Raw genomic sequence first — 26826 nt, 5'->3', positions numbered from 1 at the left:
ATGTTAGATACACTTGAAGTAGCCAAAGTTGAAGGTGACAAATTTAATCAAGCCTTGGCATTAGCTAAATTACCAAAGGATAGTAATTTTTGAATGGGTGTCATCTCTAGGTTCCTAAAGCCCTTTCAAAAGGGACAGCAGATGACCCAACGGCCTCGGAGATAGCCCAGAAATGGTTAAACAATACATTACATACAAACCTAAAACACAAGAACTCTACTCACATCATATGGGTAAGAGGGTGTTACCGTATTTAAAAGATAAGCCAGCGTGTGAACTGACCGCAGCCGATTGGCATAAATATTTTGACTATATTAGAGAAAAAGGCACAGCTCAAACCGCGTCAGTGATATTAGTGAGAGTTAAAACGCCATTACGTTGGGCTGCAATGAGAGGGGAGTTACCTAACAATAACCCGATCTTTAATTTGCAAACAAAGCATGTGGGGGAGTCAGCAACGGAAGGTCAGCGATGGTTACCATTTAATGAGCTGGTTTTGCTATGGCGAAAAATAGAGCAAGCAAGAGCTACGCCGGCAAATAAAGCCTGTTACTACACGATTGAATCAAAATAGGAACTAAGTTATGGTTGGTTCATTTACAAAGCTGGGTCGTTCTACCGACTCATAAGATTTTTATTAGCATTGGTGCAAGGATTATTAATATGAATACAAGGTTAAAGAAAGGTTTTGTATATTCAGTTTCAATTTTATTACTTTCTGGGACTGCACTTTATGTATCTATGGAGGATTATCAAAAAGAAAGGGTGGGAGAGCTTTTAGGCAAGATAGTAAGCGATTCTGATTTATCAAGTTCTTAATTTATACAACAAGTTAGCTTGAATTGAGTCTATATCAACAGAGTGGATCGACCAGCCGGTTGCTCTGTTTCTGTTCGTTATATAATTTAAGCTAACGGTAATTAGCCGCTTGAAAAGGTTACATGGGGTTTTTCGAACTATAACGTGTTTATTTGCGATGGTTCATCTGGGACTGGCACTTAGTATTTCGCTTATGTGAAGCGCTATACTTTATAGTAATAGCCTGATAAGCGTTAAGTATCTTATAAAAGGCATCATGTTTATTATCTAATGGAGTTCCGGTTGTGTTCAAAGCCATATTATTGATTTTTACGCTTTTACCATTGTGGGTTTCAGCGTGCTCCTGTGGTGGTGACGCGCAAAGTATGAAAGAAAGGTTTGAGTTTTATGATGTGATTTTCAGTGGTGTCACAGTAGAAACTCATAAAGTGATAAACGGTAACGGTGTGAGGCCATCCTTTTACAAAACACAAATGAAAGTTCAAAAGGTGTGGAAGGGTCAGGGTGTAACGCCTAAGGTGTTTATTCGAACTGAGGTTGAGAGTAACTCATGTGGTGCTCTGTCACCGACAATAGGCAATCAGTTTCTTGTATTCGGACATTTAAAAGATGCGGGTCACTACGCTACAGGCGGTTGTTCTATATTTGTGGATCTAAATCAAGCGCGTTTAAGGCAGACAAACGATACTTTTATGGCCGAGGTATGGTCAGCATTAGGTACGCCAGCTTTTATTTATGAAAAATAAGAGGAGACTTAGACTAGCATAATTTGTATCGTGTTATGTAACTTGTTCTGTTTAGAAAGCGATAAGTGCTATTTTGGAATAAATCACTGTGAGATAGTGGTGCCTTCTTTGGTAGCAAAAATATAAAATGTTTTGAGGAAAGTTATGGATATCGGTATTTGGCTCACATTTGTTGCTGCGTGTGTTGTGTTTAGTTTGGCCCCTGGCGCTGGGACAATTACGTCGATTAATAACTCAATGACAGGGGGCATAATTGCCGCTATCAAAGGGCTAGTAGGACTGCAATTGGCGCTAGCATTACACATTATGGTTGTTTCTTTTGGTTTAGGGGCTTTGCTTGCATCTTCAGTGACCTTTTTTGAGGTATTTAAATATATTGGTGCTGCATATTTAATTTTTCTTGGCATAAAAAAATGGCGAGAAAAAGGCACGATGAACACCGAACTTGCCCAAGTGTCAACTGTGTATGGTCAGCTTATCAAACAAGGTTTTATCGTGAACCTTTTCAACCCGAAGTCCATTGTGTTTCTTGCTGCATTTTTGCCGCAGTTTGTAAATGTTAATCACTCATTTTCCGAACAATATATGATTTTGGGTGTAACGGTTATTGTGATCGATAGTGTTGTAATGCTGGGTTATTCATTGTTGGGGTTATGCGTAAAACCGTATTTATCAAATCAGCGAGTAATGTCGTTTCTCAACAAATTATTTGGCACGTTATTTATTAGTATGGGAGTTGTTTTAGCAAAATCAGAGTCGTAACTCAGGGTGAAATAATGGTGCTTTTAGCTTTATATAGGGCCAGATGAGCCTACCAGTAAAGCCACTTAAAACGCACTGGATTTACAATAAAAGGAAGACCGACGTGCATAAATTACTATTAATAGTCACATTATTATTATATTCACTGCCATCTTTGGCGAAGGTATTCAGTGAAGCACAGTTAACGGAACTTGCTAATGCCTTTGTAGCAGCCAAAAATGCCAGACAACAACCAGATACAGATATTGAAGATATCGATCATTATTTGTCGTTGCTTGCAGATACATTTATTGATGAACATATTAAGTACAATGTGGTTATCAACAGCAAAACTGAACTTCGAAATAGCCTGATTGCTAAGATGGCCGATAAAGTTATCTTTAGCTCTATACGCATTGTGGAAAAGATGGTCGGCTCAAATGTCGTATTTATTAAAATGATTGAAGTAGGTAAAGTAAAACCGAGTCATTCAAGTAAAGTCATTGACTATGAATCTGCCAATATTGTGTCGTTAGAATTCAACGATAAAGGGTTAATCAAGCATATTCGCAGGCATCATGGATTTTAGATTACCGTGTGTATTTGCTTAGGCTGTGGGTTATTGTTACTTCTTTTAAGGTATCGTTTTTATTCATTTTAAGCTGGGCGTTTGAGTATGACTCGCGTTAATACGGTCAATTAGCTGGTTCAACCAACCAGTCGAGAAGCTCGGTTTATAAACGAGGTTAATACGCTCCTGATTTCGCGCAGCAAAATCACTAAGTTTGATAACGCTAAGCTGCTCATCAATTGCAATATCGGGCAGATAAGCCAACGCAGGGTGCTTTTTAATTACACTAAGCAGTGAAGCGAAGTTATCACAGCGAAAAGCAATATGGCGGGGGTGGGTATGATCTGGCCACCCATCAGAGCCAACACCACGCACAATGCCGCAAAATGACGAGCTGCTCGGGCAAGCAAAAAATGTATTATTTATATCTGCAAGTGTTGGCGTTTTAATTTGATGAATGGGGTGATCGGTGGCGGCAACCAGTTCAAATGTGGTAACCCCTAGAGGGAGGGCATGAAATCCTGCTGATTGCCAATCAGGCAAAGCGTCATCGGTTACGATGGCTAGATGAGCGGCGCCGCTTTTAAGTTTATTAATGGCATCGCCTTCAAAAACAGCTTGTAAGTTTACTTCAAATTGCGCAGTGCTGATGTGAGGGAGGAGTTTATCAAGCACGTGATCAAGTAACACGGATGGGCCTGCAATATTGAGTGAATGTTTGGCTTGTGTACTTATGAATTCACTGAGCATTTGATCATATTGATTGATAAGTTCATTAGCATACAGCGTAAATTTCTTACCGTTGGTGTTGATCTGGATGTTCCGACCGACCCGGTCAAAAATTTTACTATTAAGTTGAGTTTCAATTTTCTTAAGTGTTTTCGACAGAGCGCCAGTGGTAATATTAAGCGCCGCGGCAGATGTATGAAGGTTTTGAGTTTGTGCTAAATGCGCCAGTTTTCGCAGGTCTTCAACGTTCATATTGATTCCAAAAGGTAAATGATTAATGATATTTAATCGATAAAAATTCAATGAATGACAGTGTAAAGTAGCTACAATTTTTCATCAAGAGATGGCTATGTTGCTTTTTCTACTATTTAACTATTGTACGCGCTGTGGGCTACTTATGTGCGTGCTACTCATCGGCGTATCACCTCAAGTATTCGCAGAGTCCCAATCACATCAGTCACATCAAACGCATCAGCGCTATGGCGCTCACGGTATGGTACTGTTTACTGATGACCAAGAAAATATATACGCCAGTCATTTACCCCTTTATTCTACGCCGCACGATTACCAGATAATTTACCAGATCATTGTACCAAACGAGCAGCAGGTATTAGCTGAATTACGCCAAGGTGTGGTTACGCTATTACCGAGTAAGTTCGATTTGAATAGGTTGGTTACCAGAGAGGTGTTCACAATTGGCGCTGACTTTTATACAGGTCATTTTGAGAGAGGCGGAATACACTTTGACAAAACGAACATTGATTTTCATAAAGCCATTTTAGTTGAACCTATAACGCGTAATTATCAATCACAAAATCAGGTTTTTTATAAAATTAAATTAAACAACCAAACCAATCTTGTCGTCCATAAAATACAGCAGCCGCCGTCGTTCGATGTCATTGCTGTTATGCAAAATGATAAAGAGCATAAACAAACAATGTATCAATGCAATAAGCCCAAGATATTGAGCCACGTTGCTATCTCAAACGCGTTGGAACAGTGCGGTATTAAAAATATACGCTATTTGGAAACACAGGATTTTACCTTATGAATGGCGTGATTCGTTTTTTAGTAGCATGTGTACTTTATGTAATCAGTTGCACTGTTGCATATGGGAAAGCAACTCCAAACCTTTCTCAAAAGCAGTGGTTTGCGGGGGGTAAAGAGTGTGAACTGGATACGCGTCCTAGCATGGAAGTGTTCGAGTTTAATCTGACTACCTACATCATTCGGCAGAGTAAATGCGTGCATTATGAAGCGCCTTTTATCTATTTAACCTCAGGTTTGGATAAGGGTTTTGGAATAGAAAATGTTTGAAAATATACTTACGTACCATCCAATGATGATATTTTTTTCAATATCAAGGCGCTTTTATGCAGTAATAGCGGGCTATTACAAATGAAAGCAACGCCGAGAGTGAGAAAAATAGCTTTATTGGGCAAATTCGCTTATCCAGAGCTGAGGTTATTTATTATTAGGTGATCAAAAAGCACTATTACTTGATACTGGGGCCACAACCAGTGCCAAACTATTCCCGCTTGCGCGCACAGTGCAAATGATTATTCAACAACATTTAATACGGATAAAGCGTCAAGCAAAAGATTATGCGTTACATGTATTGCATTCGCATAGTCATAGCGACCATATAGCAGCTGACTCTCAGTTTTATGGGGGGGAGGGCGTATCCGTTGTGCCTCCTCATCAACTAACAGCATTACAAAAAACGTTGCAGCTAAGCGACTGGCCCAATTCGGTTAGTGTGTTTAAGTTAGGTGGGAGAAATATTTCGGTTGTTCCCACACCAGGGCATCAACGAGAGGCTATCAGTTTATACGATGACCAAACACAGTGGCTCTTGACTGGCGATACCTTTTATCCAGGTAGGCTATACATTCGCGATTGGTTAACATTTAAAAGCAGTATAGCAAGGCTGGTAGCATTTACTGAGATGAATCCTGTTTCAGCTATTTTAGGCGCGCACATCGAAATGTCAGCGTGTGCGAAAAAAGATTACCCTTCAGGATCTGTGTATCATCCAAATGAAAGTTCGTTGGTATTGACCACAAAAGATCTACAGCTACTGCACCGGCAACTGACCATAATGGGGCTGCAACCACAGCAAGTGAGAATGGATAAATTTATTATCTTCCCACTCATATAATGGCTGTTATTGTACATAGGAAAATTCGTGATTGTTTAGTGATAAACACTACTATTTGAGTTAATTGGTTAAGCGATGTTTTTTTGATTTTCTAAGCTGTTGAAATTTATTTGTTTTTAGTTGGTTTGTTTATTGCAGAATATCTATTAATGATAACTACATTAACTTGGTAATAGGAATTAGTTGATATGAAAGATAGGCAATTAGAACGAATTAGAAATAGCTTACTCATCATCGTCGTGATTTTTCAAATCTGTCACTTGTCATGGGAATATTTTAATGGAGGAATTGTTACACATCACATTTTGATGCGCTCAGACTTGCCGGGTATATCCAATTGGTGGGGGTTAATTATATTACCGTCTTTGGTGTTCATCGCTTTTGTACGTATTAAGGGAAGGCTATTAACACGCGCGCATGAAGCGCTGAGCTTAAGCGACTTCTATCGTAATATACTGATTGGCTTTATGGGAATGTTGTTGGTGAGCTTATTGGCATCGCTCGCGTTCAGTTTTGGTTTACAAAATATTGCTGTTTATATGCTGATGGGCCTGATGATCACGGCACTGTTTATACCGTTACACAAAGTTGAGTGTATCCTAGGCTATGTTATGGGCGCGGCATTTTTTACTGGGCCTGTGATCCCGTTTATTGGCGTAGTTTTATTTTCAACCGTGTCGGTACTGTCTCACTATTGCTTTAAGCCCTTACTGCTACGTTTTAAAAGCGTAAAAAAAGACGCGGTATAACTGAGCAACCTTGGCTGGCGAATAACATAGGTAGTTGAAGTATAAAAGTATGGTTGTTCACTATTTTATAAAGGCCAGATAAAAAAGCACCGCATTAAATCTAGCGGTGCTTTATTTTTTTCATATTACTTTTCAATATGACTTTCTAATAATGCTTAGAAAAACGTCACTTGTACATCAATCCAAGCATTTGCCGTACCTAGAGTGCCACCTGTTTCTACAGGGTAAATACTAAACTTACCCCAAGGGTCAGTGAAGGTATTATTTTTCTGCAAAGGGGCATCATTAAAGTCTTCTAACGGCCAATTTGAACTGCGAGAGTTTGGGGTAGAGTCCAATAATAATGAGTTATGGTTGTACCAAGGTGCTGCATTGTTATCCATATAATTTTGCAGGTTGATCACAATACCATTTTGTAAAAGTGGTGTACGTAATTGTAGATCCGGTGATGTATTTGCTTCAGCTTTTTGGCGTGTTAAATATTCAACCCAAAACGTTTTATCACCTGATGGTATTTTAAGACCAATAACACCCGGTGCATTGTGCCCTGATGATGTGCCATGATTATATGTGTAAATACGGTATTTACCAGATGTTGTTATAGTGGGCACGTCGGTGTCAGAAATCCAGTTATTAAAGTAACCTTTATACATTAGATTCATTTCTTCTAACGAGTGAGCCCCCATGCCCATTAAGCCAAACACATTACCATAGTTGGTGACAACATCATTTGAATTGCCATTAAGCATGCTATTACCACCTTCAATTGACATTGAGTGATGTAACCCTAAAGCGTGCCCAGCTTCATGTGCAATTGTGCCTGCCGCATAAGTGTAAATTTCCATAAGCGGTGGACCTGCTTGAGAGTTAATGAAATAAGTTGCGTCTGTGCCTACAGGCGGTGCAGTCACCATTATAATCGTCGCTTCGCCCGGAAAGTTTGGATCTACTCCGGCATTGACGAGTTGCTCTCTATAGGCTGGGCCCCACAAGTCTTTGTCATTATTATAATAATTATGACTCTGTGGCATGGTAATTTTTGGCTTAATTTCCCAAGTAAAGTTGAACTTCCCATACGATTGCTCGGTGAAGTAATCTTTGGTCTTCTGCATTTCAGCATTGATTTGATCCGTGGTAAATTCTAAATCTTGATCTGGGAATCTAAATGGGTAAACCAATACATGCACACCATTGTGATCATATCCATCATTGCCGGGATCATCCGCGCCAGGAGTTACTCGACAGCTGGTTTTGTTAAAGTCTGCAACAACACTTGCGCCTTTAAATAAACCTTCTAAACGAATATTGTTCCAACCGTTACGAGGGTTAGTTAATACCACACATTCAGTGTTGCCGACTTTAGATGAACGGATACTATCGTCACCAGATTTTGGCCACTCACCGTCGGTTCTGCCAGCCAATGTTAAGTTACCTTGGCCGTAAGATGAACTAATTGCGATACTCGTTACATTTTGGTTAAACGTTGAAATAGCAAAACCTGTGCCTTGTGAAGCAGCGGGTACACACACAGGTACACCATCTGTGAGTGCTGTTTCAGTCGTAGGATCACTGGTTGCACAAATATTGGCTAAATCGCCACCGTCACCTGGTGGGGTAGTTGACCCTGACTTTTTGGTTTTAGTCGTTAATATCGCACTCCAACCAGATGTATTTGTCGTATTTTTTGCATACATGACATAGTAATAAACTTTGTCTTGTACTAAACCTGTATCAGTAAAGCTGGTTTCATTCGCGTTAACAGTCGCTACGGTATGCCAAGATACACCAGCTGATGAACGTTGAATAATAAAGTTATCTTCGTTGTTAGAGTTGTCACTCCAAGAGACGGTAGCACTCGATTCGGTCGTTGTACCCGTTAGATTGCTAGGTGCAACGATACTCCCAGTATTTCCATCTCCAGGGTTATCTCCACCACCATTTATATCTCGACAAGACGTTGCACCAAAATCAACAGCAAGAGATGATTTATTGCGGGTGCCAGTGACTGCGATCATCAACCAGTACTGACTAGGATTACTAATTACGACACACTCACCATTAGTTCCAGACGTAATTGACTTATAAGCATTACTATTAGAGCCTGTGCTAGGCCAGCGGCCTTGATCTACATATAAACTTAGGTCTCCAGTACCATGTCCTGTACTGATAGCAACACTGTTATGCTCATTTGCACCGCTCAACCTCAAATAGGCTGTTCCGTTGTCGTTGACACAAATTGGTGTGCCGTCTGTTATCGAGGTTGAAGGTCCCTGCGTCGCACATACATCAGGCAGAGTTGCACCCAACGCTTGTTGTGAAAGCAGTATTGCTGAACCGAGCATCAACTTGGTCCAATGTGATGAAACGATTTTCATCGTGTTCTCCTTTATCATGTTGTAACTTATTTATGTTGTGTTTTTACTGTGAAGGTAATGTAATTTTTCTGTAATTATCTTGGTGTATAAACAACCAATATGAATATATTGTATACAGTATATTTTTCAATGGGTTTGCCTATAACACTTTCTTCTATCTTTATACCTTTATTGTTTTTCACGACATGAGATCACTACACGTTGTTTGTGTGGAGTAGGAATGGAGTGGCTAAATAGTTTAGTATATTATTGTTAAGTCATTGAAAGTATTGTATATTATTTTTTGATAGGACGTTTTTTTGTTTTACAAAGGCGTATGGCTAAGCATACTGTGATAAAGGGCATCTTTCATATGACAAAAAAATCATTGGAAAAATAATTTGTTGGAATTAATTATTTCCACTGCTAGAGCTGAAAAGACATCAAATTTTGGTTGCTTAACGTATAAATCATGCATATGAGACTGGTTTTGGCTAAATATGAAATAAAACATGCCAATTATTGTACCTAGGCATATTTGGATAATTACTTTCTATGTCACATAATGACTTTGCAGTGTGCATACTTAGTGATGTATGTAATTTCTTTTTTCCTATACGGCAAGTTATTTCCGTGCGTTTTATGGGGATCAACGCGCATTATTTTTGCTTAAGTGCAGTACGTATGTAACATAGTCCATATTTGGCAAAGTATACAAAGTGCTTATATCTAGGTGTAAGTTTAGACCGCGATAGGGAGAGTTTATTGGTGAGGGTATTGTCACTGATTAGCTTATTTTCACCCAATGGTTATGTACAGCTTAGAGTCAGAAATGACACGGGGTATAGTGAAGGGGAGAGTGATGCAGGTTAGGAAAGTCCAAGAGCACGATCTTGAGCGGGTGAGAGCGATTTGTATCCGAGCATTTAAAAAATCAATTGCAAGTAGCTTGCATGATGAAGGCATTCATACTTTTAAAAGTATTGTGGCACACAGCGCGTTTTTACAGAGGATGCAGCAAGACAATGTACTTTTGGCCGTAGAGTGCAATGGTACCCTAGTTGGTATGATTGAACTTAAGGCTGGATGTCATGTAGCAATGCTTTTTGTTGACCCTGAATTTCAAAATAATGGGGTGGGTCGTACTTTGTTACACGCGATACTCAACCATGTGAGAGCTGATATTTTAACAGTCAGTGCGTCATTAACGTCTGTGGGCGCTTATAAAAAGTATGGATTTAACTGCGTTGGTGAAATACAAGAGTCATCAGGGCTTGTCTATCAGCCGATGGAGTTATGTATGTGATATTTAATGGAGCTGTGATAAGCAGCGGGCTCTGCATTACTCAGCGTAAATAAAAAAGGCTTAATAGATTATGATATAAATATCAGTAACAACATAAGCCTTTTAAACACCTTATAAAAACGTAATCTGGTACGCTTTTAATTCAGCGGCTATTAGTTAGCGTCAACAACCTTTACAGGTACTGCTTTTTCAGCACTGAATTTTGTTGTTAGTTCTTCTTCTAACGGCGTAAATGCGGTTAGGTCGATACCATCAACTGCAGCTGTGTACTCTTCAATTGTTGGGAAACGACCCAATACAGTTGAAAGAACAACGAGTGGAGTAGAACCAAGCAGTGATTCACCTTTTTTCTCTGATGTATCAGCAACAACACGGCCTTGGAAAAGACGTGTAGAGGTAGCTATAACCGTATCACCAGGTTCTGCTTTTTCTTGGTTACCCATACAAAGGTTACAACCTGGGCGTTCTAAATACATGATGTTTTCGTACTTAGTACGAGCTGCTGTTTTAGGCTTCTCGTCGTCGAACTCAAAACCCGCGTATTTAGCAAGAATATCCCAGTCGCCTTCTGCTTTAAGCTCATCAACAATGTTATAGGTTGGTGGCGCTACAACCAATGGCGCATTGAATGTAATTGCACCATTTTTAGCTTCAAGGTTTCTAAGCATTTGCGCGATGATCTTCATATCGCCTTTGTGTACCATACAAGACCCAACAAACCCTAAGTCAACTGGCTTGTCGTTGTAGAATGATACAGGGCGGATCACATCGTGCGTGTAACGCTTAGATACATCTTCGTTATTTACGTCAGGGTCAGCAATCATTGGTTCGTTGATTTGGTCTAAATCAACAACAACTTCGGCATAATATTTCGCTGCGTCATCAGGTGCTAGGGCAGGGTTAGTACCAGAGTTGATCTCTTCAATTCGCTTGTCAGCTAAATCGATAAGACCCTGAAGTGTTTTAGCGTCGTTTTCCATACCTTTGTTGATCATGATCTGGATACGGCTCTTCGCAAGCTCGATAGATTTGATCAACGTTTCATCATTTGAAATACAGATTGACGCTTTCGCTTTCATCTCTGCAGTCCAGTCAGTAAAAGTAAACGCTTGGTCGGCCATGAGAGTACCAATGTGTACTTCAATAACACGGCCTTGGAAAACGTTCTCACCGCTAAATTGCTTAAGCATTTGCGCTTGAGTTGAATGTACTACATCACGGAAGTCCATGTGGCCTTTCATGCGGCCTTTAAAAGTCACTTTTACCGACTCAGGAATAGGCATTGCCGCTTCACCTGTAGCCAATGCTAAAGCAACAGTACCAGAATCAGCACCAAATGCGACACCTTTAGACATACGAGTATGCGAGTCACCACCGATAATAATCGCGCGGTCATCAATGGTAATGTCATTCAGTACTTTGTGAATAACGTCAGTCATTGAATGGTAAACACCTTTCGGGTCACGTGCTGTGATTAAACCGAACTTGTTCATGAACGCCATTAGTTTTGGAATGTTAGCTTGTGCTTTACTATCCCAAACTGAAGCCGTGTGACAACCTGACTGATATGCACCATCAACAATTGGTGATATTACAGATGCAGCCATAGCTTCAAGTTCTTGTGATGTCATTGGGCCAGTTGTATCTTGCGAGCCTACAATGTTTACTTTAACGCGCACATCTGACCCTGCGTGTAGTGCAGTTTCTGATGCTACACCAACTGAGTTGTTGTTAAAGATTTTTTCAACTGCAGTTAGGCCTTGGTTCTCATGAGAAATCTCTTTTGACGCAGCATATACAGCAGGTGCTTCAACACCTAATGTTTCAGCTGCAAAAGTTTGTAGCTTTTTACCGAATACAACCGCATAAGAACCACCTGCTTTCATGAACTCAACTTTTTGAGGTGTGAACGCAGAAGACACATCAACAAGCTCTTTGTCACCGTTGTAAAGCTTTTTCTCTTTGGTGTCGATTGTTAATACAGTACCCGTTGCAACCGAGTAAGCTTCCTCAAGTACTGGGTCGCCATTTGCGTCGGTAACATTGTTACCATTTTCATCTGTTTTCTTAACCCAGTTTTGAAGATCAAGACCAATACCGCCAGTTACGCCAACCGTCGTTAAGAAAATAGGTGAAATACCATTGGTACCTGCAACCACTGGTGCAATGTTAATGAATGGGACATATGGACTTGCTTGTTTACCAGCCCAAAGAGCCACGTTATTAACGCCAGACATACGTGACGAACCCACACCCATAGTACCTTTTTCAGCAATAAGCATAACTTTTGCGTTAGGGTGCTTTTTCTGTAGCTCTACAATTTCTTGTTGTGCTTCAGGTGTGATCATGCATTTACCGTGTAATTCACGGTCTGCACGAGAGTGCGCTTGGTTACCTGGAGAAAGTAAGTCAGTTGAGATATCGCCTTCACCAGCAATATAAGTAACAACGTCAACTTTTTCTTCAATTTCAGGTAGCTTAGTGAAAAACTCTGCTTGTGCGTAACTTTCTAGAATATCTTTTGCAATTGCATTGCCCGCTTTGAATGCAACCTCTAGACGTTCAGTATCTGCTTCGTAAAGGAATACTTGCGTTTTTAACACATCGGCTGCTGGAGCAGATACGTCAGTGTTATCACTTAGCGCTAGATCAAGCAATACTTCAATAGAAGGACCACCTTTCATGTGAGATAGTAATTCAAAAGCGAAAGTAGACGTAATTTCTTCAACAACAGACTCACCAAGAATGATTTCTTTTAGGAATTTTGCTTTTACACCGGCTGCGCTGGTGGTTCCTGGTAGTGTGTTGTAGATAAAGAAATTTAATGAGTCTGCGCGGTGCGCATGACCCGTATCTTTTATTTGGCCAATAATCTCTGATAGTAACGCTTCGCTATCGATTGGCTTTGGATTCAACCCAAGTTCTTGCTTACGGTTTTGGATTTCATCCATGTATTCTGTGTACAAACTCATAGAAACCTCTTTTGCTATACAATGCTCATATATAAAACCGGCTTATTTTACCTGATTTGCCTCGCCGAGTAATCATTTAATTGAAAAGCTGCGTTGTAGCAGAGTGTTTCTTGAACAATTACGGCGTCCTCTGACTATTTCCTATACATGGTTAATACCATGGCATAGAGAGTAAATTATAGACCATTAGCTGAGCAGACAAGAACGTAAAATGTCGGGTTCATGCGTTCTAGTCCTATGTTATAGCAACGTCGCGAAATGTGATTATAACGATAAGCGTCGTAATATTTTTGGTTACATTAGTAGAAGTGCGGTAAGTAATTGTTAGACTAAAGTTTAAATTAGAAATCAAGTAAATTACGAAGAGATGGTGTCCGATGTGCTGGAATTAAGCTGCTTTTGAGTTATGGTGCGGTAAAGTTGATTTGGCTTGCTTAAAAAATTAAGGTACGCAGACGAGACATATTGATACCAATGACTATAAGTGTAGGCAGAGGTGTTATTTTAATGTGTATCGAGAGGTGCTCGAAAAAATGTAGGCCGCTATTTTGGGTCCCATAATAATTTAAGTCGCGTTAACCCCGATAGTAAAATAACTATAATGCGCTGAGGGGGGCTTATAAAATGCTATGTATTTACAAATAGTTAAGTATATTTAGGGATATTGGATGAATCGTAAATTGGAAATTTGTTATATAGATGCTTTTGCTAGTCGCCCTTTTACTGGAAATACCGCAGCAGTAGTGAAAACGCAGGATTGGTTGAGTGATTCACTGATGCAATCCATCGCTTCCCAGAATAACCTGTCAGAAACCGCATTTATGGTTTTACGTGATGACAATTATCATATTCGCTGGTTTTCACCCAAGACGGAAATTGGTTTTTGTGGGCACGCTACGCTTGCATCAGCTCACTATTTATTTGAAGAAAATTCAAAATTAACCAATGTCACGTTTAATGCAAAAGCTGTGGGTTCGATGGTGGTACGCAAATTGGCAGATGGCATGATAGAAATGAACTTTCCAAATCAAGCTCCCAGTCACCTAGATACCCCGCCACAAGCACTTTTGGCTGGGTTATCCATTGTACCTGATGAAATCGGATGTAACGAGCAAGCATATTTTGCGATATATAATGATGAAGCCGACGTGATAGCGGTGCAGCAAATCGAAAGTGAGTTACTAAAACTAGCCCCTAAAGATGTGGTTGTAAGTGCTCCGAGCAAACAGTATGATTTTATATCGCGATATTTTTGGCCAAGTAATGGTGGATCAGAAGATGCAGTAACGGGCTCTATTCATACTGGCCTGGCACCATATTGGGCCAAGAAGCTGAATAATAATAGTTTGCATGCATATCAAGCGTCGGGGCGCGGAGGAGAGCTGTTATGTACGGTAAAAGATCATCGGGTATTAATTTCAGGTAAGGCGGTGACCTATTTGAAAGGCCACATTTGGGTGTAGGTAACGTAGATGAATAACATTTTAGTAGGAACTTAAATATGGAGTTGAATCAGGTAACATTACCCGTAACGGATATGGATAAAGCAACACAATTTTATCGATTAATGGGTTTTAAGCAAATCGTTGATACGGCACATTACGCCAGATTTGAATGCTTAAAAGGTCAAGCGACGTTTTCACTGTCATTAGAATCTGAATCGTTTTGCAATGGGGCGGTAATCTACTTTGAGTCTGAAGAGTTGGATCTATTGTGTGAAAAGCTCGTTGCGAAAGGATTTAAATTTGAACAATCCCCTACAGACCAAAGGTATCTATGGCGGGAAGCAATTTTGTTTGACCCATCAGGGAATAAAATCAAACTGTACTGGGCTGGAGAAAACCGTTTAAATCCACCTTGGCGAGTCAATTAAACTAATTTGCGAGAATATGTAACAGGGCAGCCTAATTTAAAAGTGTAATAGGCTGCCGTTAAATCAGCAGGTGACTTAATTAAGTTAGAATGTGTATTTTACATTTGCTGTGATGGTACGACGCTGGCCATAGAAACAGTCTCCGCGGTATAAACAACTGGTGATAACCGTTTTATCGCTTAAGTTCTTAATATTAAGATTGACATCAATATTGTCGAATTCATATCCAATCATAAAATCAAATAAGGTGTAGCTATCGGTTGTTTTTGGGCTATTAATCGATTGACCCATGAACTCAATTGCTCGACTACCATCATATGTTTCACCTACATATCTAAATCCAGCACCCACTTTAAACCCGTTGATGAACTGTTCTGGACGATAGGTAACCCAAGTATTTAACATATGTTTTGGTGTTGCAGATAACGGTGCCGTATCGGTTAATGCTTGACTCAAGTAGCTTGTATCGCCTGATGCATATAATTGCACAAGCTCTGAAAGGGTTTTATCAGAGGTATTTTGCTCTGATTTTGTGTAAGCGTAGGCAGAATACACATCAACCTGATCAAACTCTAGTTGTGCTTCAAGCTCAAATCCTTCGATATCAACACTGCCGTCTTGTACGGTGAGTTCAGGAGAAACCACGCGTTTTTTATTTTTGTCAGTAATGTCAAAGTATGATGCAGTGATCAAGTGTTCACTACCTTGAGGTTGGAATTTTACCCCGACTTCTACTTGCTCACCTTCTTGAGGTTTGAAGTCTCCACCTTGTGGGCGCGAGCCATAAATGGGTAAAAAAGACTCTGAGTAACTCGCATAGGGTGCAACTCCATTATCAAAGCTGTATAAAATACCTAATCTACCTGTTGTTGCACTTTGTTTTGTTTTCACCGAGTTTGGTGCATCACTTTGACTTTGTACATTATCACGGCGTAACGCTGCGTTAAGTACCCAATTATCAAACTTAATTGTATCTTGTATGTACAGACCTACTTGACGGTCATTTTTCCCAGGGGTGTCGGGGACCAATTCAGACCCTGGTAAAAACCCTGCTTGACCATATACTGGGCTATATAAATCTAATGAGGTGTTTACGTCTAAGCCGATTGCCGCTTTAATCGAATCTGGTGTGAGGTAGAGACGGTCCGTATCTGTGTCTGCACTTTGATAGTCAACGCCCATTACTAGGTTATGTTCGAAATCGCCAGTATAAATCAGTCCATGTAGTTGCAAGTCAGATGTCACCGTCTCTGACGAAGCATCTTGTAAACTGAAATTGCGAACAATAGAACGCTTGTCGTCTTGCAGCTTTGGTGGCCACGCATACATAGTGCGATAAATGGCTTCACTTTCTAGGTGACGTGCTGTCCAGCTAACAGAGAAGTCTTCACTCAACATATGATCAACAATTAATGTGATAGCATTTTGTTCTGTATCGTATTGATCCCAACCAGGCTCACTGACAAAACGACGACTTTCTATTTGACCATGTTCTGCGGGTAAGATGGTTCCTTCATGAGGGAAGAACTGCGTACTTGACCCAGACTTATTTTTTTGAAAATTGCTAAGCAAGGTCACACTGGTGTCTTCACTAATATGCCAAGCAATACTTGGTGCGAAGAAGCTTGCGTCGTTATTTACAAAGTCTGTTTGCGTATCACTATCACGGTACAGGCCAACAAAGCGTGCTTCGACAGATTTATCCGTAGTTAATGTGGTATTGAAATCACCAGCAATTTGCGTGCGGCCAAAATTACCAACTTGCGCAACGATTTCACCTGATGTTTGTGAATGAGGGCGTTTGGTCACCATATTTATGATACCACCCGTTGAGCCTTGCCCATAAAGCATTGAAGAAGGGCCCTTGAGAATTTCGATGCGTTCCATATTGTATGTATTTGGACGGGCATTGTTGTAATAGCCAAACATGAGTTGTAAGCCATCGAGGTATTGAACAGGCGCAACACCGCGAATGTTAGCCCAGTCTCCTCGGGTGTCGACACCATATGGCCCGTTAAATACACCCGCCACATAGCCGATTGCTTCCTGCAAATTTTCAGCACCTAAGTCTTGGATCCGTTCCGATGTTAACACTGAAACAGATACAGGGCTTTCGATAATGGGTGTATCTGATTTACTTGCCGATGCGCTGACATATGAGATAAGTCCTTTGGCACTCACGGTAATTTTTTCTATATCATCATGTTTAACATCTTCCGCCATGACGTTGCTTGATAGTGCAACAAGAGAGGCAGCAAGGAGCTTTGGATACTTTAGTTTCAGTTTTTGCATTTTTACAACCTAGGATATGTGATTGAGAGTATTTTTCATGCGGATTATACGAATAATGATAAGTATTCGCAATTGTATTATTGGAATAATAGTTAACCTCAGGTTTGGACAAGGGTTTTAGAATAGAAAATGTTTTTGTAAATAAACTTACGTACAACCCAATGATGATATTTTGTTCAATATCAGGCGCTTTTATGCAGTAATAGCGGGCTATTAAAAATGAAAGCAACGCCGAGAGTGAGAAAAATAAGCTTTATTGGGCAAATTCGCTTATCCAGAGCTGAGGTTAGGTACTTAATGCGATTTAAAGAACATGATTTATTAATCAAGAACTTGTTGAACGTGACGAAAAGTCCGCATGATAGGGGAGAAGGGAAGATGCAAGCCTTCAGAACAGGTTTGCATCCATATAAGAAGGAAAGCGTGATTACACCTTAAATTGCTCTAGCATACTTTCCTGATGGGCTATTTTGTCTACTTGACTTTGCATGGTTTGATCAACCGTGTTTGCTTCATTGAATACCATATCAGAGATATTTCTGATCTCTAACGCATTATGATTCACTTCATCAACCACCTGCCGTTGCTCATTTAACATACTAGCAATCTGTAAGTTGAGCTCAACAATATGCTCTATTGCGCTGCGTATTGCTTGTAAAGATGACTTGGTTTCATCTGCTTTACCAACGGTTTTTTCAACCACGGCTTGGCTTTTCTTCATGACTTGTACAGCGTTTACAGCCCCTGATTGTAGTTGATCAATCATGGTTTTTATTTCAGTGGTTGCTTCTTGTGTTCGTTGGGCCAATGTTCTCACTTCATCAGCTACCACGGCAAAACCACGACCTGACTCACCAGCACGAGCGGCTTCGATAGCCGCATTGAGGGCGAGCAAGTTGGTTTGTTCGGCAATACCATTTATCACCGATAATATCTGCTCAATGCCACTGGAGGAAACTTCTAGTTCATTGACAACAGTCACCGCAGTCGTAATTTGCTCCGATAAATGTGCAATAGTATCGGTTGTTTCGGATACAATCTTTTGACCTTCAAGTGCGACGCCGTCAGTGTTTTGAATCGCTTCTGCGGCATCTTGTGCAGTATTGGCTACACGCTGTTCTGTGGTTGACATGCTTTCAGTGGCGATTGCAAGTGCACTTAACGATTCTAATTGCCTTGATATAGCAGTACTAGCATGGTTCGCTCCAGAGGAGGTTTGTTTAGCGTCAGCAAGAATCTCATGTCCAAGCACTTGAATATCAGCGATTAGCTGCTGAAGCCGAGCGGTGAACAGGTTAAAGTTTGTCGCCAAAGAAGCGAACTCTGGTTCACTTTCTGTATTTAGTCGTACAGTTAAGTCTGCATTTCCTTGCGCAATGTTCGCCATTGCTTCATTTATATCAGCAAGTGGCTTAAGTAGTATATTGATAACGATTGACAGGACAATGATGCTAATGATGACAAATAAAACCGTAAATACGGTAGAGTCTAGGGTGAGTTTATCTATTGCTGAAAATACTTTCTCTTTTTCAAGTGCAACACCAACTAACCAGTCGTAGCCGGCGACCTCTCGAAACACGATAACATGCTCTTTATTGTTCAAATCAAGCGATTGAGTAGATGTTGTGTCAAAGGGAAGATTGCCTAGGAAACTGGATGCTTTTTCACCATTTAATTTAGTGTCAGGATGAGAAATAATGGTGCCGTCTTTACTAACCATGAATGCAAATCCAGCATCAAAAAGATTAAACGAGTTAATCATATTACCAAGTTTAGACAGACTCACATCGAAAAATATAGCACCATGAAAACGACCATTCTTTTTGACAGGAGTACCGATAGAAACGACAATTTCTTTACTTACAGAATCAGCATAGGGTGCTGTCACAATGAGTTCATTGGCACTTTTTGCATCGGTATACCATGGACGCTTTCTTGGGTCCCACGTTGGTCCTGGGTTCCACGATGGGTCACTGGCTACATACTTGCCCGTATTTTCTTCACCATATCCAATGAGAATAAATTGCTCGATGAGCTTTGGTTGCGACAACAAAGGTGCAGCACTTTGCAAAGAGTCAAGATCAGCGACTAAACTGGTTGCTAAAGAGGCTAAGTCTGCGCTGCCATCCATTTGCGCCGTAACGGTATTACTAATACCCTGAATAATCTCAGCAACGCTTTGGTCCACCTGAGTTTCAAGGTTACTTTTGATTGAAAAGTATTGTTTTATTGACAATACACTTAGTGCTAGAAATAACACTATAGATGATACCACTATTATTTTGTGTTTGAACTTCACGGCACTTCTCCAACACTCGACATCATTTAAATGTAAAACATTAACAAAAACTTGCAACAATTCGCTGTGATTACTGTAACAGAGTTTCTTTTATAAGAAACAAAGAAATATAGTTTTTTCAGGTACAAACACGCTATAAACAATTATATCTGTGAGTTTACTACGAATTATAGTCTGCATAACCGTTGTGTTTTATTTTTTAATGCGTTTACAGGTGTTCGAAGGGATGTATGAACGCAGGTTCGTACTCTGTGAGAATCTAGAGGAGCTAATTGATATGATGATGGCTGTACCAAATACAAAAACCTGCTTAGTAGAAAGCAGGTTTTTGAAATGCGATAATAATTACGCGTTTTCTAGTGCAGCACGAGGCTCAACGAACTCCATGTTGAAGCCTTCAGCAACTTCTTTACATGTAATTTTACCGTTAAGTACGTTTAGGCCATTCATGAAGTGTTGATCTTCAAGAAGTGCTGCTTTGTAGCCTTTGTTCGCCAGTTTGATAATGTAAGGTAGCGTTGCATTATTCAAGGCAAATGTTGACGTGCGAGGTACAGCACCCGGCATGTTAGCAACACAGTAGTGAACAACTTCATCTACAATATATGTTGGGTCAGCGTGTGTCGTCGCTTTAGACGTTTCGATGCAACCACCTTGGTCGATAGCAACGTCTACGATAGCAGCGCCAGGCTTCATACGTTTGATATGATCTGCTGTAACTAGCTTAGGCGCTGCTGCACCTGGGATTAGCACACCACCGATCACGAGGTCAGCTTCTAAAACGTGCTTCTCTAATGCATCTGCAGTAGAGTAAATCGCTTTAACGCGGTTACCAAACTGTGCATCAATACGGCGAAGTACGTCAGTGTTACGATCAAGGATAACAACATCTGCGCCCATACCAACAGCCATTTGAGCTGCATTGTTACCAACCATACCACCGCCGATAACAACCACTTTAGCAGGCTCAACACCAGGTACACCACCTAGTAGCATACCGCGACCGGCATTTGATTTTTCAAGTGCCTGCGCACCAGCTTGAATTGACATACGACCAGCAACTTCTGACATTGGTGCTAGAAGCGGTAAGCCGCCACGCGGGTCCGTAACCGTTTCGTATGCAATACAAATAGACTTACTTTTAACAAGGTCTTCAGTTTGTGGAAGATCTGGTGCAAGGTGAAGGTATGTGAACAAAATTTGTCCTTCACGTAACATAGCGCGTTCAACAGCTTGAGGTTCTTTTACTTTTACGATCATATCTGCTTTAGCAAACACATCAGCAGCAGTATCTAAAATTTCTGCACCTGCTTGAATGTAGTCTTCGTTAGTAAAACCAATACCATTACCTGCATTAGTTTCAACAAAAACTTGGTGGCCATGGTTAATTAGTTCACGAACACTTGCTGGAACCATACCTACGCGGTACTCGTGGTTTTTTATTTCTTTAGGTACACCGATAATCATAATAAATCGCCTTAAAATAGAACGGGATAAAATTTTCGACTATTATATTCATGCCCAGCTAGTGTGTCTCACCTTTTTAAAGTAGTTTTGTAGTGATATACTCTTTAATTATGGAATATGTAGTTTAAGTAACTAGTGAAATGCATCAACAATTAGACCGAATCGATAGAAGTATTTTAGTTGAATTACAAAAAGACGGTAGGGTTTCTAACGTCGAACTTGCTAGACGCATTGGTTTAAGCGCAACTCCGTGCTTAGAGCGTGTAAAAAAGTTAGAACGAGAAGGGTTTATTCGCGGATACAAAGCAGTAGTGGATCCTGCTAAAGTAGGGCAGGGCTTATTGGTATACGTAGAAATCACCATTAGTAAGAATTCTCCAGATGTTTTTGATAAGTTTAATCAAGCGGTTAGACAGCATGATGAAATCATTGAGTGCCATTTAGTGTCAGGTAATTTTGATTTTTTGTTAAAAACACGGGTAACAGATATGTCTGAGTATCGAGGTGTTTTAGGTGATATTTTGCTAAAATTACCCAATGTGAGTGAAAGCCGAACATATGTAGTCATGGAAGAAGTAAAAGGAGAGGAAGGGGAAATTATAAAACCTTGTGCACCATAAGGAAATTCTTGCTAAGGTGTGTCTTAAAATGATGAATAAAAGAATAAAATAGAGGAATACGCTCGTATGCGTTTAAATGGTATACAACGCCTCCTTGAAACTGGCTTAATTATAAGCACCGCTGCTGCCATTTTCATTTTATGCGCGTTGATCAGTTATGATCCCGTCGATCCGTCATGGTCTCAAACCGGTGAGTTTATAAAAGTTAAAAACATAACTGGAACTGCGGGTGCGTGGATTGCGGATATATTATTGCTGAGTTTTGGGTGGCTTGCCTTTTTAGTTCCCGCGGTTATCCAAACGTTTGGATATTTGTTATTTAAAAAGCCACATAAAATACTGCAATTAGATTATACAACGCTGGGTTTGCGTGTTATTGGCATGACTTTGTTTGTGGCGTCAGCGAGTGCCATAAGTAGTATTAACTTCGACGATATTTTTCAGTTTCCATCAGGCGGCTTTATTGGCGACGTTATTGCCGACGCGATGATGCCTGCATTCAATTTTACTGGGACCTCTATTTTACTATTGTGTTTCTTTTTTGCCGGATTAACCTTACTAACTGGGGTTTCGTGGGTCGAATTTGTTGATTATTTGGGTGAAAAGGTCGTTTGGTTCTTTAAATGGTTGTCAAAAAAGCTCTCGCAAAAAGCTTCTGCACATAGAGTCAATGAGGTTAACGCTGTGTCTGATGAGCAAGTAGAGGGTGTAGTCGATTTAGCTACACAAAAGTCAAAAGCAGAGCGAATACCGCCAAAAAATGAAAATGATGTTGATATAGGAATAACTGAGTCAGTTAGTACAGTGTCAGATGAGCAAGCTGGTGCTGATAAAGAGCTCGAAAAAAATGCTGAAAACGAGTCAACTCATCCCAAAACTCGAAAATTGAAAGATAAATTATTTGGCAACAATAATACAAAGAATAATGAAGAATCGACACCGGCTGTTCATATAGAGCCTGAAGTAATTGAAGACGCCTCGGTATTTGATGAACTTGATAATATATTAGAGCAAGAGATTAACTTTTCAGCAATCGATGATGAGGGGTTTGATACGGCGGCTGCATTAAATGCCCTTGATGAATCAGCAGCCCCTGTTGTATCGCGAGAAGTACCAAGAGAAACAACCGTGGTATCTCCTGCTCGACCAATAAAACAAACGGTAAACCTCACTGAAGCGCCAAATGTAATTTCTCAGTATGTGCCACCCCCAACGGCTAAAGAACAGTTTGAAGCATTGCTAGAAGAGCGGCCGCCAATGGCACCGCTTCCTTCGTTAGAATTATTAGATAGGCCAGACAAAAAAGAGAACCCTATTTCTAAAGAAGAACTAGAGGCTGTTTCTAGGTTGGTAGAAGTAAAGTTACTTGATTTTAATATTCAGGCAGCAGTTGTGGGGGTTTATCCAGGTCCGGTTGTAACACGCTTTGAACTAGATCTTGCACCGGGTATTAAAGTGGCGAAGATCACTGGTCTTGCAAAAGATTTAGCTCGTTCATTGTCAGCTGTGAGTGTACGAGTTGTTGAAGTGATCCCTGGTAAAACTTATGTCGGTTTAGAGCTCCCCAATAAGCATCGTGAAATCGTGCGCCTATCTGAAGTTATCGGTGCGCCAAAATTCACTGATAATGAGTCACCTCTAACCATGGTTTTGGGTAAAGATATTGCAGGTGAAGCTGTAGTGGCAGATCTTGGTAAAATGCCACATTTACTTGTTGCGGGTACAACAGGCTCGGGTAAGTCAGTGGGCGTTAATGTCATGATATTAAGCTTACTGTATAAATCACCGCCTGAAGATGTACGAATGATCATGATTGACCCAAAAATGTTGGAGCTATCAGTATATGAAGGGATCCCCCATTTGTTATGTGAAGTTGTGACAGATATGAAAGAAGCGTCTAACGCATTGCGTTGGTGTGTAGGGGAAATGGAGCGCAGATATAAGTTGATGTCTGCGTTGGGCGTTCGAAATTTAAAGGGATATAACCAGAAAGTTAAAGACGCTAAAAATGCAGGCCATCCGATTTTAGATCCGCTGTTTAAAGACACTGATGGTATGGCGTCTGAAGCACAAGAGCTGGATAAATTGCCGAGTATCGTGGTTGTTATTGATGAGTTTGCCGATATGATGATGATTGTTGGCAAAAAAGTGGAGGAACTTATAGCACGTATTGCGCAAAAAGCCCGAGCAGCTGGCATACACTTAGTGTTGGCAACGCAAAGACCTTCAGTCGATGTCATAACGGGTTTGATAAAGGCAAATATACCGACACGAATGGCGTTTCAGGTTTCGAGTAAAATTGATTCGCGAACCATACTTGACCAACAAGGCGCAGAGAACTTATTAGGTATGGGTGACATGTTGTATTTGCCACCTGGTACCAGTGTACCTATTCGAGTTCATGGCGCATTTGTTGACGACCATGAAGTACATGCGGTGGTGAGTGATTGGAAAGCGCGTGGTAAGCCCAATTATATTGAAGAGATATTGTGCGGAGATGCGACAGAAGATATTTTATTACCTGGAGAGGCACCAGAAAATGCTGATGATGAATCTGATCCACTTTATGACGAAGCGGTAGGGTTTGTTATTGAAACCGGTAAAGTATCGGTGTCGAGCGTGCAGCGTAAATTGCGTGTAGGCTACAACAGAGCGGCGCGATTAGTGGAACAAATGGAAACATCTGGTGTGGTTAGTTCACCAGGTCATAACGGTGCCAGAGAAGTTTTGGTGCCAAAAGGTGGAGTAAATTAATGACCTTTCAATCTAAAGTTTTAAACTCTTTTTTAATCAAACCAACAGTACTTGTTGTTGGTTTGATGTTAAGTTCACAGTCTTGGGCCGACGCAGCTGGTGACTTAAAAACCAAATTGGCGTCGATGAATAGCTTTAAAGCACAATTTTTACAACAAGTAAAAGACGAACAAGGTGAAGTACTGCAATCTGGGGCAGGTAATATTGCATTAGCTCATCCATTAAAAATACGCTGGCAACAAGCCTCGCCAGATGAAACATTGTTTGTTTCTGATGGTAAAAAAACATTTTACTATGATGCGTTTGCTGAGCAAGTAACGATAATGAGCACCAATGGGCTTATTGATACCACACCCTTTATTTTATTAACGACACGTGATGAAAAACAATGGCAAAAGTATCAAATTAGTAAAACTAAAAAAGGATTTAGAATAACACCGAAGACGGGTGTTGAATCGCAAGTTGAAATATTGGATATTGCGTTTACCGCGTCCGATACTTTGCAGTCAGTCAGCGTCACGGATGTGTCAGGTCAAATATCAGAGTTTGCTTTTAAAAACAGTCAAATAAATGAAGCGCTAACGGACAAACTGTTCAGCTTTGAGATCCCTGAAGGGGTGGTAATCGATGATCAAACAAGCAGTGAGTAGCGGATTGTGACAAATCTTGGTTTTGACTTTGCACCAGATGTGAGGCCATTGGCTGCGCGTATGAGGCCTATAAGCCTCAATGAATATATAGGGCAAAATCATATTTTAGATCCAGCGCTACCTTTGTATCAAGCCATACTTTCAGGTCGTTGTCATAGTCTAATTGTTTGGGGTCCTCCGGGTGTTGGTAAAACCACACTGGCGGAAATTATTGCTCATCATGCGGATGCTGAGTTGACGCAACTTTCGGCTGTGGCGGCAGGTGTTAAGGATATACGCGATGCCGTGAATCTAGCCAAAGAGCGGTTAATGCAAGGAAAACGTACTTTGTTGTTTGTTGATGAAGTACACCGTTTTAATAAATCACAGCAAGATGCTTTTTTACCTCATATAGAAAATGGCACCTTTATTTTTATTGGAGCAACGACAGAAAACCCCAGTTTTGCGCTTAACAATGCAATTCTATCTAGAGCCCGTGTTTATACGCTAAAAACATTAACAGATTCAGAACTCGAAACCGTACTATCACGCGCGATAGTAGAGGACAGTCAGCTGAGTCAATTGGATATTCATATTGACTCGTTGGCCATAAATGCGCTTGCAAAAGCCAGCGGGGGCGATGCCCGTAAAGCACTTAATTTACTTGAACAAGCTGTTGATTTAGCGCAGCGTAACGGCAATAACGTTTTTATTGATTCAGCAGTGTTGACCCACATCTTACCAACCCATTTGGCAAAATATGACAAAGGCGGCGATATTTATTATGACTTAATATCTGCTTTTCATAAGTCTGTCAGAGGAAGCAGCCCAGATGCTGCTTTGTATTGGCTGTGCCGTATATTAGCGGGAGGCGGCGATGCGCTCTATGTCGCTCGTCGCTTACTTGCAATTGCAACAGAAGATATAGGTAATGCGGACCCAAGAGCCATGCAAGTGGCGTTAAATGCTTGGGATATTTATCAACGAGTAGGCCCAAGTGAAGGTGAACGCGCTATTGCACAAGCGACTTTGTATTTAGCCAGTGCCCCCAAAAGCAATGCTGTTTATGTTGCATTCAAACAAGCGAAAAGGGATGCAACGACGGATGCAGACTTTCAAGTTCCCGCGCATTTACGTAATGCTCCGACGGCGCTTATGAAAGAATTAGGGTTTGGTGAAGAATACCGGTATGCGCACGATGAAACTGGGGCATTTGCAGCAGGGGAAAACTATTTTCCTGCAGAGATTAAAGATAGAACTTATTATGAGCCGACTGATAGAGGGCTAGAAAAACAAATAAAATCGAAATTGGAATATTTACAGCAACAAAATTTGCAAAGTAATAGAAAAAGATATCAAGATGATTAAAATGTACCTTACAATAGCACTTGGCGGCGCGCTTGGTGCGTGTTTACGGTTTTTCATTAGTGATATGGCCTTAAAACTGCTAGGAAGGGGATTCCCTTTTGGCACGTTGACCGTTAATATTCTTGGTTCACTGTTGATGGGTATATTATATGGTCTTATCGAAAAACAAATAATTACTGTAAGCCCAGCTAAGTCCTTACTCGGGATTGGCTTTTTAGGCGCATTGACAACGTTTTCAACATTTTCGATGGACTCTGTGTTGTTATTGCAACAAGGGCACATTATGAAAATGGCTCTTAATGTCACACTCAACGTGGTTGTGTGTATTTTTATGGCTTGGTTAGGCCTTTGCTTGGTCATGCAAAAAGGTTAGAAA

The 26826-nt window shown here is 40.5% G+C and carries 22 protein-coding genes and 1 pseudogene; 17 read left to right on the top strand and 6 right to left on the bottom strand.

Translation table 11 applies throughout. From position 1 onward, the window contains the following. The first annotated feature begins 172 nt into the window (after positions 1–172). The 5 genes from J8L98_RS21770 (at position 173) to J8L98_RS21750 (ending at position 2895) form a co-directional block, all read left to right on the top strand. Entirely contained in the window at positions 173–574 is a 402-nt protein-coding gene (locus J8L98_RS21770; protein WP_210998187.1) for a hypothetical protein, read from the top strand. Between the two features lie 89 nt (positions 575–663). After that, complete coding sequence (locus tag J8L98_RS21765) at positions 664–819, top strand: hypothetical protein (RefSeq protein ID WP_210998186.1); 156 nt, start codon at positions 664–666, stop codon at positions 817–819. 365 nt (positions 820–1184) lie between these two features. Beyond that, positions 1185–1565: a hypothetical protein gene (locus J8L98_RS21760; RefSeq protein WP_210998185.1), complete on the top strand. Its 381-nt coding sequence runs from the start codon at positions 1185–1187 to the stop codon at positions 1563–1565. Between the two features lie 144 nt (positions 1566–1709). Continuing rightward, positions 1710–2327 carry a homoserine/homoserine lactone efflux protein gene (rhtB, locus tag J8L98_RS21755; protein WP_210998184.1) on the top strand — a complete coding sequence of 206 codons (618 nt, stop codon included), beginning with the start codon at positions 1710–1712 and terminating at the stop codon, positions 2325–2327. Positions 2328–2430: 103 nt separating this feature from the next. Next, positions 2431–2895, top strand: a complete 465-nt coding sequence (locus tag J8L98_RS21750) for a nuclear transport factor 2 family protein (protein ID WP_210998183.1) — start codon at positions 2431–2433, stop codon at positions 2893–2895. A 63-nt stretch (positions 2896–2958) separates the two neighbouring features. On the opposite strand, the gene J8L98_RS21745 is transcribed toward J8L98_RS21750, so the two are convergent. Beyond that, positions 2959–3858 carry a LysR family transcriptional regulator gene (locus tag J8L98_RS21745; protein ID WP_210998182.1) on the bottom strand — a complete coding sequence of 300 codons (900 nt, stop codon included), beginning with the start codon at positions 3856–3858 and terminating at the stop codon, positions 2959–2961. 97 nt (positions 3859–3955) lie between these two features. Here J8L98_RS21745 and J8L98_RS21740 point away from each other — a divergent pair, with 97 nt between their 5' ends. The 4 genes and pseudogenes from J8L98_RS21740 to J8L98_RS24970 all read left to right on the top strand — a co-directional run bounded on the left by J8L98_RS21740 (position 3956) and on the right by J8L98_RS24970 (position 6516). Then, the gene (locus tag J8L98_RS21740; protein WP_210998181.1) at positions 3956–4657 is read left to right on the top strand and encodes a hypothetical protein; all 702 of its coding nucleotides are present in this window, start codon (positions 3956–3958) and stop codon (positions 4655–4657) included. After that, positions 4654–4923, top strand: coding sequence for a hypothetical protein (locus tag J8L98_RS21735; RefSeq protein ID WP_210998180.1), 270 nt, complete (start codon positions 4654–4656; stop codon positions 4921–4923). The genes J8L98_RS21740 and J8L98_RS21735 overlap by 4 nt, the downstream gene beginning before the upstream one ends. Positions 4924–5083: 160 nt before the next feature. Further along, a pseudogene (locus J8L98_RS21730) lies at positions 5084–5767 on the top strand (MBL fold metallo-hydrolase); the annotation flags it as partial. Positions 5768–5955: 188 nt separating this feature from the next. Beyond that, complete coding sequence (locus J8L98_RS24970; protein WP_247682662.1) at positions 5956–6516, top strand: hypothetical protein; 561 nt, start codon at positions 5956–5958, stop codon at positions 6514–6516. Between the two features lie 155 nt (positions 6517–6671). On the opposite strand, the gene J8L98_RS21720 is transcribed toward J8L98_RS24970, so the two are convergent. Then, entirely contained in the window at positions 6672–8891 is a 2220-nt protein-coding gene (locus J8L98_RS21720; RefSeq protein WP_210998179.1) for a hypothetical protein, read from the bottom strand. A gap of 841 nt (positions 8892–9732) precedes the next feature. Between J8L98_RS21720 and J8L98_RS21715 the strand changes: the two genes are divergently transcribed. Then, on the top strand, positions 9733–10176 hold the full coding sequence (locus J8L98_RS21715; protein ID WP_210998178.1) for a GNAT family N-acetyltransferase: 444 nt from the start codon (positions 9733–9735) through the stop codon (positions 10174–10176). A gap of 152 nt (positions 10177–10328) precedes the next feature. On the opposite strand, the gene J8L98_RS21710 is transcribed toward J8L98_RS21715, so the two are convergent. Continuing rightward, positions 10329–13148 carry a bifunctional aconitate hydratase 2/2-methylisocitrate dehydratase gene (locus tag J8L98_RS21710; RefSeq protein WP_210998177.1) on the bottom strand — a complete coding sequence of 940 codons (2820 nt, stop codon included), beginning with the start codon at positions 13146–13148 and terminating at the stop codon, positions 10329–10331. A gap of 668 nt (positions 13149–13816) precedes the next feature. Between J8L98_RS21710 and J8L98_RS21705 the strand changes: the two genes are divergently transcribed. Together J8L98_RS21705 and J8L98_RS21700 are read left to right on the top strand one after the other, a co-directional pair. Beyond that, the gene (locus J8L98_RS21705) at positions 13817–14611 is read left to right on the top strand and encodes a PhzF family phenazine biosynthesis protein (protein WP_210998176.1); all 795 of its coding nucleotides are present in this window, start codon (positions 13817–13819) and stop codon (positions 14609–14611) included. 38 nt (positions 14612–14649) lie between these two features. Beyond that, entirely contained in the window at positions 14650–15021 is a 372-nt protein-coding gene (locus J8L98_RS21700) for a VOC family protein (protein WP_210998175.1), read from the top strand. A gap of 84 nt (positions 15022–15105) precedes the next feature. Here J8L98_RS21700 and J8L98_RS21695 read toward each other — a convergent pair whose 3' ends face one another. From J8L98_RS21695 to ald, 3 genes are all read right to left on the bottom strand, one after another. Next, complete coding sequence (locus tag J8L98_RS21695; protein WP_210998174.1) at positions 15106–17313, bottom strand: TonB-dependent siderophore receptor; 2208 nt, start codon at positions 17311–17313, stop codon at positions 15106–15108. A 427-nt stretch (positions 17314–17740) separates the two neighbouring features. Continuing rightward, positions 17741–19612, bottom strand: a complete 1872-nt coding sequence (locus tag J8L98_RS21690; protein ID WP_210998173.1) for a methyl-accepting chemotaxis protein — start codon at positions 19610–19612, stop codon at positions 17741–17743. Between the two features lie 345 nt (positions 19613–19957). Continuing rightward, the gene (gene ald / locus J8L98_RS21685) at positions 19958–21079 is read right to left on the bottom strand and encodes an alanine dehydrogenase (RefSeq protein WP_192507333.1); all 1122 of its coding nucleotides are present in this window, start codon (positions 21077–21079) and stop codon (positions 19958–19960) included. Between the two features lie 140 nt (positions 21080–21219). Between ald and lrp the strand changes: the two genes are divergently transcribed. The 5 genes from lrp to crcB all read left to right on the top strand — a co-directional run bounded on the left by lrp (position 21220) and on the right by crcB (position 26823). Continuing rightward, a complete protein-coding gene (gene lrp, locus J8L98_RS21680) occupies positions 21220–21699 on the top strand; it encodes a leucine-responsive transcriptional regulator Lrp (protein WP_192507334.1) in 480 nt (159 codons plus the stop codon). Positions 21700–21765: 66 nt separating this feature from the next. Further along, complete coding sequence (locus tag J8L98_RS21675; RefSeq protein WP_210998172.1) at positions 21766–24453, top strand: DNA translocase FtsK; 2688 nt, start codon at positions 21766–21768, stop codon at positions 24451–24453. Continuing rightward, positions 24453–25103, top strand: coding sequence for an outer membrane lipoprotein chaperone LolA (gene lolA / locus J8L98_RS21670; RefSeq protein ID WP_210998171.1), 651 nt, complete (start codon positions 24453–24455; stop codon positions 25101–25103). The genes J8L98_RS21675 and lolA overlap by 1 nt, the downstream gene beginning before the upstream one ends. A gap of 6 nt (positions 25104–25109) precedes the next feature. After that, the gene (locus J8L98_RS21665; RefSeq protein ID WP_210998170.1) at positions 25110–26450 is read left to right on the top strand and encodes a replication-associated recombination protein A; all 1341 of its coding nucleotides are present in this window, start codon (positions 25110–25112) and stop codon (positions 26448–26450) included. Further along, a complete protein-coding gene (gene crcB / locus J8L98_RS21660; protein ID WP_192507338.1) occupies positions 26443–26823 on the top strand; it encodes a fluoride efflux transporter CrcB in 381 nt (126 codons plus the stop codon). The genes J8L98_RS21665 and crcB overlap by 8 nt, the downstream gene beginning before the upstream one ends. Positions 26824–26826 lie beyond the last annotated feature (3 nt).

Origin of the sequence: Pseudoalteromonas sp. MMG013 (assembly GCF_018100885.1) — a bacterium.
Lineage (GTDB): Bacteria > Pseudomonadota > Gammaproteobacteria > Enterobacterales > Alteromonadaceae > Pseudoalteromonas > Pseudoalteromonas aurantia.
The sequence above is the reverse complement of the archived record's forward strand: the minus strand, read 5'-3'. Positions and strand labels throughout refer to the sequence as shown.

Excerpts from the sequence above, each read along its gene's own strand:
- lrp (WP_192507334.1), top strand. The coding sequence starts at position 21,220 with ATGCATCAACAATTAGACCGAATCGATAGAAGTATTTTAGTTGAATTA.
- J8L98_RS21710 (WP_210998177.1), bottom strand. The coding sequence starts at position 13,148 with ATGAGTTTGTACACAGAATACATGGATGAAATCCAAAACCGTAAGCAA.
- J8L98_RS21745 (WP_210998182.1), bottom strand. The coding sequence starts at position 3,858 with ATGAACGTTGAAGACCTGCGAAAACTGGCGCATTTAGCACAAACTCAA.
- crcB (WP_192507338.1), top strand. The coding sequence starts at position 26,443 with ATGATTAAAATGTACCTTACAATAGCACTTGGCGGCGCGCTTGGTGCG.
- lolA (WP_210998171.1), top strand. The coding sequence starts at position 24,453 with ATGACCTTTCAATCTAAAGTTTTAAACTCTTTTTTAATCAAACCAACA.
- J8L98_RS21700 (WP_210998175.1), top strand. The coding sequence starts at position 14,650 with ATGGAGTTGAATCAGGTAACATTACCCGTAACGGATATGGATAAAGCA.
- J8L98_RS21695 (WP_210998174.1), bottom strand. The coding sequence starts at position 17,313 with ATGCAAAAACTGAAACTAAAGTATCCAAAGCTCCTTGCTGCCTCTCTT.
- J8L98_RS21740 (WP_210998181.1), top strand. The coding sequence starts at position 3,956 with ATGTTGCTTTTTCTACTATTTAACTATTGTACGCGCTGTGGGCTACTT.
- J8L98_RS21760 (WP_210998185.1), top strand. The coding sequence starts at position 1,185 with ATGAAAGAAAGGTTTGAGTTTTATGATGTGATTTTCAGTGGTGTCACA.
- ald (WP_192507333.1), bottom strand. The coding sequence starts at position 21,079 with ATGATTATCGGTGTACCTAAAGAAATAAAAAACCACGAGTACCGCGTA.
- J8L98_RS21675 (WP_210998172.1), top strand. The coding sequence starts at position 21,766 with ATGCGTTTAAATGGTATACAACGCCTCCTTGAAACTGGCTTAATTATA.
- J8L98_RS21770 (WP_210998187.1), top strand. The coding sequence starts at position 173 with ATGGTTAAACAATACATTACATACAAACCTAAAACACAAGAACTCTAC.
- J8L98_RS21715 (WP_210998178.1), top strand. The coding sequence starts at position 9,733 with ATGCAGGTTAGGAAAGTCCAAGAGCACGATCTTGAGCGGGTGAGAGCG.
- J8L98_RS21720 (WP_210998179.1), bottom strand. The coding sequence starts at position 8,891 with ATGAAAATCGTTTCATCACATTGGACCAAGTTGATGCTCGGTTCAGCA.
- J8L98_RS21735 (WP_210998180.1), top strand. The coding sequence starts at position 4,654 with ATGAATGGCGTGATTCGTTTTTTAGTAGCATGTGTACTTTATGTAATC.
- J8L98_RS21705 (WP_210998176.1), top strand. The coding sequence starts at position 13,817 with ATGAATCGTAAATTGGAAATTTGTTATATAGATGCTTTTGCTAGTCGC.
- rhtB (WP_210998184.1), top strand. The coding sequence starts at position 1,710 with ATGGATATCGGTATTTGGCTCACATTTGTTGCTGCGTGTGTTGTGTTT.
- J8L98_RS21765 (WP_210998186.1), top strand. The coding sequence starts at position 664 with ATGAATACAAGGTTAAAGAAAGGTTTTGTATATTCAGTTTCAATTTTA.
- J8L98_RS24970 (WP_247682662.1), top strand. The coding sequence starts at position 5,956 with ATGAAAGATAGGCAATTAGAACGAATTAGAAATAGCTTACTCATCATC.